7 protein-coding genes are annotated in these 8,620 nt (G+C 74.6%); 3 read left to right on the top strand and 4 right to left on the bottom strand.

Annotated features, from left to right (window positions below; genetic code table 11):
* Positions 1–21: 21 nt before the first annotated feature.
* Positions 22–384 carry a hypothetical protein gene (locus tag ABD361_RS28975; protein ID WP_344439726.1) on the bottom strand — a complete coding sequence of 121 codons (363 nt, stop codon included), beginning with the start codon at positions 382–384 and terminating at the stop codon, positions 22–24.
* Between the two features lie 189 nt (positions 385–573).
* Between ABD361_RS28975 and ABD361_RS28980 the strand changes: the two genes are divergently transcribed.
* Together ABD361_RS28980 and ABD361_RS28985 are read left to right on the top strand one after the other, a co-directional pair.
* Positions 574–2,262 carry a BCCT family transporter gene (locus ABD361_RS28980; RefSeq protein WP_344439728.1) on the top strand — a complete coding sequence of 563 codons (1,689 nt, stop codon included), beginning with the start codon at positions 574–576 and terminating at the stop codon, positions 2,260–2,262.
* Between the two features lie 64 nt (positions 2,263–2,326).
* Complete coding sequence (locus tag ABD361_RS28985; protein WP_344439729.1) at positions 2,327–3,058, top strand: SIR2 family NAD-dependent protein deacylase; 732 nt, start codon at positions 2,327–2,329, stop codon at positions 3,056–3,058.
* 7 nt (positions 3,059–3,065) lie between these two features.
* Here the strand turns inward: ABD361_RS28985 and ABD361_RS28990 are convergent, their stop codons facing one another.
* From ABD361_RS28990 to ABD361_RS29000, 3 genes are all read right to left on the bottom strand, one after another.
* Positions 3,066–4,484 carry a phytoene desaturase family protein gene (locus tag ABD361_RS28990; RefSeq protein ID WP_344439731.1) on the bottom strand — a complete coding sequence of 473 codons (1,419 nt, stop codon included), beginning with the start codon at positions 4,482–4,484 and terminating at the stop codon, positions 3,066–3,068.
* Between the two features lie 45 nt (positions 4,485–4,529).
* Entirely contained in the window at positions 4,530–5,357 is an 828-nt protein-coding gene (locus ABD361_RS28995; RefSeq protein WP_344439733.1) for an inositol monophosphatase family protein, read from the bottom strand.
* Positions 5,358–5,466: 109 nt separating this feature from the next.
* Positions 5,467–7,287 (bottom strand): gamma-glutamyltransferase family protein, encoded by a 1,821-nt coding sequence (locus tag ABD361_RS29000; protein ID WP_344439735.1) that lies wholly within the window; start codon positions 7,285–7,287, stop codon positions 5,467–5,469.
* A 126-nt stretch (positions 7,288–7,413) separates the two neighbouring features.
* Between ABD361_RS29000 and lplAB the strand changes: the two genes are divergently transcribed.
* Entirely contained in the window at positions 7,414–8,469 is a 1,056-nt protein-coding gene (lplAB, locus tag ABD361_RS29005; RefSeq protein WP_344439739.1) for a lipoate-protein ligase LplAB, read from the top strand.
* The last annotated feature ends 151 nt before the right edge of the window (positions 8,470–8,620 follow it).

An 8,620-nucleotide genomic window follows, 5' to 3' on the forward strand; every position in this document is an offset into this window, starting at 1 on the left:
ATTACCGCGGAAGTAATGGCCTTACGAGGCCGACGCCGCGCGGCGCCTGCGCAGGACGGCCGCGCGCGCCGTCGCCGCGGCGCCGAGCGGGATGAGCACCGCGGCCGCGAACGGGAACCAGGGGGTGCCCTCGCCGCGGGACCAGCCGACGATCAGGCCCGCCCACAGGACGGCCCCGGCGGGCAGCACCATCCAGTGGGAGACGGTACGGGCCCGGCCGGCCGCCCGCTGTCTGCCGTGCGTGCGCAGCAGGTCGTCCACCGCGTACGGCCAGAGCATCAGCAGCAGGGCCGCGACGGCCCAGTCGAGCCCCTCGCCGCGCACCCAGTCGACGACGACGCTCACGGTCAGGACGGTGATGGAGACGGCGAACAGCCAGGCCACGCTCCTGCTCCTGCCCACGGACATCGCCCTCATCCCGTCCCGGCCGCGGCGCACGTCCTGCGCACAGCCGTCATGTCTCGAATAACCGTCATGCCAGCAGCATAGGGACATCGACCGGTGCGCCCCGCCACGGCTCCGGCGGCGTGCCAGGGCGGCCATTCACCACCATCCCGGGCATAGTGGGGCGCCATGAGCACCCAGAGCCCCGAGGTCACCGGCTCCCGCGCGCCCGAGGACGAGGCACCCGACCCGCCCCTGGTCCTCATCGGCGGGGCCGCGGTGCTGGCGGTGGTGGCGTGGGCGGCGCTGGGGAAGCACTCGTTCGAGCGGGTGTCGACGGCGGCGCTGGGCTGGGTGCTGTCGAACTTTGCCTGGCTCTTCGTCACGGCCGCCGACGTCTTCCTCGTGCTGTGCCTGGTGATCGCGGTGAGCCGGTTCGGGCGGATCAGGCTCGGGGCGGACGGCGACCAGCCGGAGTTCGGCAACCTGGCCTGGATCGCGATGATGTTCAGTGCGGGCATGGGCATCGGTCTGATGTTCTACGGGGTCGGTGAGCCGCTGCAGCACTTCGTCACCCCTCCCCCGGGCAGCGGCGTCTCGGCCGGTTCGCCCGCGGCCGCCCGGACGGCCCTGGAATACTCGTTCTTCCACTGGACGCTGCACCCGTGGGCGATCTACGGCATGTCCGGGCTCGCCCTGGCCTACGCCGGCTTCCGCAAGGGCCGCGGCAACCGGCTCAGTTCGGCCTTCGTGCCGCTGCTCGGCGAGGAGCGGGCGGCCGGCTGGCCGGGCCGGGTGATCGACCTGCTGGCCGTCTTCGCCACGGTCTTCGGCACGGCGACCAGCCTCGGCCTGGGCGCCCTGCAGGTCGCCAAGGGGCTGAACATCACCACCGGGGCGAAGGACTCCACGGCGCTGGAACTGGTCATCATCGCCGCCCTGTCGGCCGCCTTCGTGCTCTCGGCCTTCTCCGGGCTGCACAAGGGCGTCAAGTGGCTGAGCACGCTGAACATCGCGCTGGCCGCGTGCCTGATGGTCTTCGTCTTCCTGCTCGGGCCGACCGTCTTCGTCCTCAACGCCATCCCCTCCGCCACCGGCGGCTACCTCTCCGACCTGATCACGATGGCCACCCGCACCGGCGCCTTCACCGACTCGGCGTGGCTCGGGGCGTGGACGGTCTTCTACTGGGCCTGGTGGCTGTCCTGGGCACCCTTCGTGGGCACGTTCATCGCCCGGATCTCCCGGGGCCGCACGATCCGGGAGTTCCTCGTGGGCGTGCTGCTGGTGCCCAGCGGCGCGACGGTGGTGTGGTTCTGCGTGATGGGCGGCAGCGCGCTGCGGCTGGACATGACGGGGACGGCCGACATGGCCGGCACGGTCAAGGAGGGTGCGGAGGCGTCGCTGTTCGCGCTGCTGGACACGCTGCCGCTGGCCACGCTCACCTCCTGGATCGCGATGGCGCTGGTCATGACGTACTTCATCACCAGCGCGGACTCCGCCTCGCTGGTGATGGGCTCGCTGACCAGCCGGGGCGCCCTGCACCCGCGCACCTGGCTGGTGGTGGTGTGGGGGGTGCTGATGGCCGCGGTCGCGGCGGTGCTGCTGGTGGCGGGCGGGCTGAAGTCGCTGCAGTCGGCGACGATCCTCGTGGCGCTGCCGTTCGTGCTGGTGATGCTGGCCCTGTGCGGGTCGCTGCTGTCGGAGCTGCGCGAGGACCCCGGCGCGGGGCCCGCCCGGCACCACGCCCTGCACGGGCTGCGGGACGCACTGCGCACGATGGTCGGCGACGCCATGACCGGGCAGGCGCCGGTGCGCCACCACCGGCTGCGCCGGGTCGCCGAGAGCGCCCGCGAGCGCGGGGACGAGGGCCCGCGCTGACGCGCCGCCGCCCGGCGGCGAAAGTCGGGTGCCCCGGCGCCGCGGCGCCCGTACGCTCGCGGGCATGACCGCAAAGCCCCTCGTGGCGATCCTCAGCGGGGCGGGGATCTCCACCGACTCCGGCATCCCCGACTACCGTGGGCCGAACGGCCTGTGGCGGCGCGACCCGGAGGCCGAGAAGCTCGTCACGTACGCGTACTACATGTCCGACCCGGAGATCCGCCGCCGTTCCTGGCGGATGCGCGGCGAATCCCCCACCCTGAAGGCGCGGCCGAACGCCGCGCACGAGGCGGTGGTGCGCCTGGAGCGCTCCGGGGTGCCCGTGCGCGTGATCACCCAGAACGTGGACGGGCTGCACCAGATGGCCGGGATGCCCGAGCGCAAGGTGCTGGAGCTGCACGGCACCGCCCGGGCGGTGGTGTGCACCCGCTGCCACGCGCGCTCCTCGATGGAGGAGGCGCTGGAGCGGGTGGCCGCCGGTGATCCGGATCCGGCCTGTACGCGGTGCGGCGGCATCCTGAAGTCGGCGACGGTGATGTTCGGGGAGCACCTGGACCCGACGGTGCTCGGCGAGGCGGTGGCCGTGGCCAAGGCGTGCACCGTCCTCGTCGCGGTCGGCACCAGCCTGACGGTGCATCCGGCCGCGGCCCTGGCCGGGATGGCGGCCGACCACGGTGCGCGGCTGATCATCGTCAACGCCGAGCCGACGCCGTACGACGAGCGGGCGGACGAGGTCGTGCGCGAGCCCATCGGCACGGCACTGCCCGCACTGCTGGAGCGGCTGGGCTCGCCCTGAGGGGGCGTCAGGCGGCGCTCAGCCGCCGCCATACGGCGCGTGCGGCGTGGTGGCCCGACATGCCGTGCACGCCCGGGCCCGGCGGGGTCGCGGAGGAGCAGAGGTAGACCGCCGGATGGGAGGTGGCGTACGGGACGCGGGCGAGCCGGGGCCGGACGAGCAGCCGCAGCCCGGCCACCGATCCGATGGCGATGTCGCCGCCGACGTAGTTGGCGTTGCGGGCGGCGAGCGACGGGGGGCCGGCGGTCGCGCGGGCGAGCACCACGTCGGTGAAGCCCGGCGCGAAGCGCTCGATCTGGCGCTCGATCACCTCGGTGGCGTCGCCCTCCCAGCCGTTGGGCACGTGTCCGTACACCCAGAAGGTGTGCCGGCCCTCGGGGGCCCGGGTGGGGTCGGCGAGGCTGGGCTGGGCGGTGATGAGGAAGGGCACGGCGGGGTCGTCGCCTTCGACGGCGGCGCGCAGGGCCTCGCGGATCTCCCCGTACGTCGGGCCGACGTGCACGGTGCCGGCGCGGCGGGCGGGCCCGGCGGTCCAGGGCACGGGCTCGGACAGCGCGTAGTCGATCTTGAAGACGCTGGGGCCGTAGCGGAAGCCCTCGTACGCCCGGCCGAGCCCCGCGATCCGGGCGAGGGCCGTCGGGGAGGTGTCGAAGACGAAGGCCCGGGCGGGCGGCAGGTCGTCGAGGTGCTTGACCTCGAAGCCGGTGTGCACCACGCCGCCGAGCTCGCGCAGGTACGAGGCCAGGGCGTCGGCGATCGACTGGGAGCCGCCGCGCGGCACCGGCCAGCCGCACTCGTGGGCGGCCAGCGCGAACATCAGGGCCATGCCGCCGCCACCGAAACCGGTGAGCGGGGCGATGCCGTGGGCGGCCAGCCCGGCGAGCAGGCCGCGGGCCTTCTCGCCGCGGAAGCGGGTCTTCGCCAGCAGGGCCGCGGACTGGGCCGCGACCATGCCGAAGCGGGCGTAGGTGACCGGGTCACGGGGCAGGCCGTCCCACTGGGGGCGCAGGAAATCGGCGGCGAGGGTGTCCCAGCGGCCGCGGAAGGGCGCGAGCAGCCTGCGGTACGCGCCGGCGTCCCGCGGCCCCAGCGAGGCCGCGGTCTCGCCGATCGACCGCGCGAGGACGGCGGCCGTGCCGTCGTCGAACGGATGGGCCATCGGCAGATCGGGGTGGACCCACTCCAGGCCGTGCCGCTCCAGCGGCATGGCGGTGAACGCCGGCGAGCGCACCCCCAGGGGGTGCACGGCCGAGCAGGGGTCGTGCCGGAAGCCCGGCAGCGTCAGCTCCTCGGTGCGGGCGCCGCCGCCGACCGCGTCGGCCGCCTCGAACACCTCGACGGACAGGCCCCGGCGGGCCAGTTCGACCGCGGCGGTCAGCCCGTTGGGACCGGCGCCCACTACGACCGCGTCGAGCATGGTGGCCACTTCGCCGACTCCCCTCGTCGTGCACGGGCCCCGGCTGAGGCCGTGTCAGCCGGCGGACGCCAGCAGCCCCAGGATATGCCGCAGGGTCTCCTCGTCCCGCGCGGCACTGAACGGCAGGGCGTTGCCCCCGGTGACGCGGAACGGCTCGCCCGCCACCGTGCCGCTCGCCCCGCCGGCCTCGGCGACCAGCAGCAGACCCGCGGCGTGATCCCACGGGTTTTCCCAGGAAAAGGCCAGCGCGTCGAGCGAACCCTGGGCGATGTGCAGGTACTCCAGGCCCGCCGAGCCGCAGGGCCGCGGGGCGACGCCCTCGGTGTGCAGCGTGGCCAGGACGCGCTTCTCCTCGTCGGTGGTGAAGTCGAAGTGCGAGGTGGCCACCCGCAGCGCGATCCCCGGCTCGGGCGAGCCGCAGCGCAGCGGCACGCCGTCCAGCAGCGCGCCCCCGCCGCGCCGGGCGACGGCCAGCTGGTCGAGCGCCGGGGCGTACGTCCAGGAGGCGAGCAGCTCGCCCCGGTGGGCCAGGCAGACCAGGGTGGCGAAGCCGGGGTCGCCGTGGACGAACTGGCGGGTGCCGTCGACCGGGTCGACGATCCACACCGGCGCCTCGCCGCCGAGGGAGGTCAGCACGCGCGGGTCGGCGTGCACGGCCTCCTCGCCCACCACGACGGAGCCGGGCAGCAGGGCGGTCAGGGCGTGGGTCAGCTGCTCCTCGGCGAGCCGGTCGGCGACGGTGACCAGATCGTGCGGACCGTTCTTCTCGATGATCTCGTCGGCCCCCAGCTGCCGGAAGCGGGGCACGATCTCGGTGGCGGCCGCTTTGCGGATGACCTCCTCGACGTCGCTCAGATCACCTGCGAGGAACGTGTCGACCATGTGAACCATACGAACAATCGAACCACGCCCCGCCGACAAGCGGTGACGGTCCCGGGGCCACACCGTGAAACGCAGGTGAACGCCCGTGCGGCGGGGGCGGGGGCCGCGCTCAGCGCCCGGTGGCGTAGCCCTGCATGCCCCGCGGATTGGCGGCGGCCGAGAGCACACCCGTCCGCGGATCGCGGGCCACCGCGCACAGCCGGCCCTCCGACCAGGGCGCGCCGACGGTCACCCGGTGGCCGCGGGCGCGCAGGGCGTCGATCACGGCCCCGCCCAGCCGGGACTCGACGGTGACGGCGCCGGGACGGGCGGTGCGCGGGTGGAAGGAGCCGGGGAAGCCCTCCTGGTGCCAGTTCGGGGCGTCGATCGCGCCCTGCAGGTCCGGGCCGCCGCGCACCGGCGGGCGCAGCGCGAGGGCGAGGAAGAAGTGCAGCTGCCACTGGTCCTGGCAGTCGCCGCCCGGGGTGCCGAAGGCCAGGACGGGCTCGCCGCCGCGCAGGGCCAGGGAGGGACTGAGGGTGGTGCGGGGGCGGCGGCCCGGGGTCAGCGAGTTCGGCAGCCCTGCCTCCAGCCAGGTCATCTGCAGCCGGGTGCCCAGCGGGAAGCCCAGCTCGGGAACGACGGGGTTGGACTGCAGCCAGCCGCCGCTGGGCGTGGCCGAGATCATGTTGCCCCAGCGGTCGACGACGTCGAGGTGACAGGTGTCGCCGCGGGTGGCGCCGTCCGCGGTGACCACGGGCTCCCCCGCTCCCAGGGCCGGCGCCGCGTCGGGGACGGGACCGTCGCTCACCTCGTGGCGGGCGATGCGCGGGACGCGCCCGCCGGGGCTGCCCGGGCGCAGGGCGTACGAGGCGCGCTCGCCGATCAGCGCGCGGCGGCGGGCGTTGTAGCCTCTGGAGAGCAGCGTGGCGAGCGGTACGTCGCCGGTGGCGTCGCCGTACCACGCCTCGCGGTCGGCCATGGCCAGCTTGCTCGCCTCGATCAGCAGATGGACGTACTCCGGTGTGCCGGGGCCGAGTTCGTCCTGGCCCGGCAGCAGGGCGAGCTGCTGGGCCAGGACCGGGCCCTGGGACCAGGGGCCGGCCTTGCACAGGGTCCAGCCGTGCCAGTCGTGGGTGACGGGCTCCTCGAAGGCGGCGCGGTAGCGGGCGAGGTCCTCGCCGGCCAGCGTGCCCGCGTGCCGCTCACCGCTGGTGTCCAGGGTGGGGCGGGCGGCGGTGCGCAGCAGGGCCTCGGCGATGAACCCCTCCCGCCAGATGCGGCGGGCCGCCTCTATGCGTGCCTCCCGGCCGCCGCCGGCGGCCGCCCCGGCCCGCGCCGCGCCCTCCGCCTCGATCACCAGGCGGCGCCAGGTGGCCGCCAGCTGCGGGTTGCGCAGCAGCTCACCGGGGCGCGGCGGGTTGCCGCCGGGCAGGTACAGAGCCGCGGAGGCCGCCCACTCCGGCTCGCCGGACAGCAACCGCTGCACCGCGCCGACCGCCGCGCCGACCCCCTCGACCGGAGCGTGACCGCGCTCGGCGTAACCGATGGCGTACTCCAGCACCTCGGCCGGCGACTTGGTGCCGTGATCGCGCAGCAGCAGCATCCAGGCGTCGAACGCACCGGGCACGGCCGCGGCGAGCGGACCGGTGCCGGGCACGAGGTCCAGGCCGAGGGATGCGTAGTGGGCCGCACTCGCCCCGGCAGGGGCGGGACCCTGACCGCACAGCACCCGCACGGGCCCGCCGGCGGGTGCCAGCACCGCCACCACCTCACCGGCCGGCCCGTTGAGGTGCGGCTCGACGACGTGCAGCACGAAAGCAGCCGCCACGGCGGCGTCGAAGGCATTGCCACCGCTCTCCAGCACCGCCATCGCGGACTGCGAGGCCAGCCAGTGGGTGGAGGACACCATGCCGAAGGTGCCCTGCAGCGTCGGACGCGTGGTGAACATGAGTCCACCAAGGCAGACGTGACGGCCGACGGCAAGACCGCCTGCCGCCGGACCGGATGACGGGAGCGGGTTACGGTGGAGCTCGCCGGGGCGAACGCGGCCGGCGAGGAAGTGGAGGGATGCGCCGTGCACGGTGAGTACAAGGTGCCGGGCGGCAAGCTCGTCGTCGTCGACCTGGAGGTCGCGGACGGGGTGCTGCGCGACGTCCGGGTGGCCGGGGACTTCTTCCTCGAACCCGACGAGGCGCTCCTCGACATCAACCGCGCCCTGGAGGGCGCCCCCGCCGACGCCGACGCCCAGCAGCTCGCGGCACGCATCGAGGCCGCACTGCCCGAGGGGGCGGTGCTGTTCGGCTTCACCGCCGAGGCCGTGGGCATCGCCGTCCGGCGGGCGCTGGCCAACGCCACCGACTGGCACGACTACGACTGGCAGCTCATCCACGACGGCCCCCAGTCCCCCGCCCTGCACATGGCCCTCGACGAGGTCCTCACCGCGGAGGTCGCCGCGGGCCGGCGGCCGCCGACGCTGCGGGTGTGGGAGTGGGGCGCGCCGGCCGTCGTCATCGGCAGCTTCCAGTCCCTGCGCAACGAGGTCGACCCCGAGGGCGCGGCCCGGCACGGCATGACGGTGGTGCGCCGCATTTCCGGAGGCGGAGCCATGTTCATTGAACCCGGCTCGACCATCACCTACTCGCTGTCCGTGCCCGAGGCCCTCGTGCAGGGGCTGTCCTTCACCGACAGCTACGCCTATCTCGACGACTGGGTGCTGGCGGCCCTCGGCGACATGGGCGTCAAGGCCTGGTACCAGCCGCTCAACGACATCGCCACGGACGCCGGGAAGATCGCGGGCGCGGCGCAGAAGCGGATGGTCGCGGGCGGCGGCGCGGTGCTGCACCACGTGACCATGGCCTACGACATCGACGCGGACAAGATGCTCGACGTGCTGCGCATCGGGCGCGAAAAGCTGTCGGACAAGGGCACGAAAAGCGCGAAGAAGCGGGTGGACCCCCTGCGGCGGCAGACGGGGCTGCCGCGGGAAGCGGTGATCGAGCGGATGGTGGAGACGTTCCGCGGGCGGTACGGGCTCGCGCAGGGCGCGGTCACGGCCGAGGAGATGGCGCGCGCGGAGGAACTGGCGGCGACGAAGTTCGCCACGCAGGAGTGGACGGCGCGCGTGCCGTAGCGCCCCACAGGGGCGCGGGGCAGTGTCGATCTGCGGCTCCGCCGCGCGGGCGCGACCGGCCACCGACGGCCCGGAGCCCCGTAAGGGGCGCGGGGAACTGCGCGACAAGCCACGACGCGCCCGCAGACGGAGTGCCGGGCTGCGCCCGGGC

The sequence above is a fragment of the Streptomyces luteosporeus genome (genome assembly GCF_039532865.1).
GTDB lineage: Bacteria > Actinomycetota > Actinomycetes > Streptomycetales > Streptomycetaceae > Streptomyces > Streptomyces luteosporeus.

Excerpts from the sequence above, each read along its gene's own strand:
- ABD361_RS28980 (WP_344439728.1), top strand. The coding sequence starts at position 574 with ATGAGCACCCAGAGCCCCGAGGTCACCGGCTCCCGCGCGCCCGAGGAC.
- ABD361_RS28985 (WP_344439729.1), top strand. The coding sequence starts at position 2,327 with ATGACCGCAAAGCCCCTCGTGGCGATCCTCAGCGGGGCGGGGATCTCC.
- ABD361_RS28995 (WP_344439733.1), bottom strand. The coding sequence starts at position 5,357 with ATGGTCGACACGTTCCTCGCAGGTGATCTGAGCGACGTCGAGGAGGTC.
- ABD361_RS29000 (WP_344439735.1), bottom strand. The coding sequence starts at position 7,287 with ATGTTCACCACGCGTCCGACGCTGCAGGGCACCTTCGGCATGGTGTCC.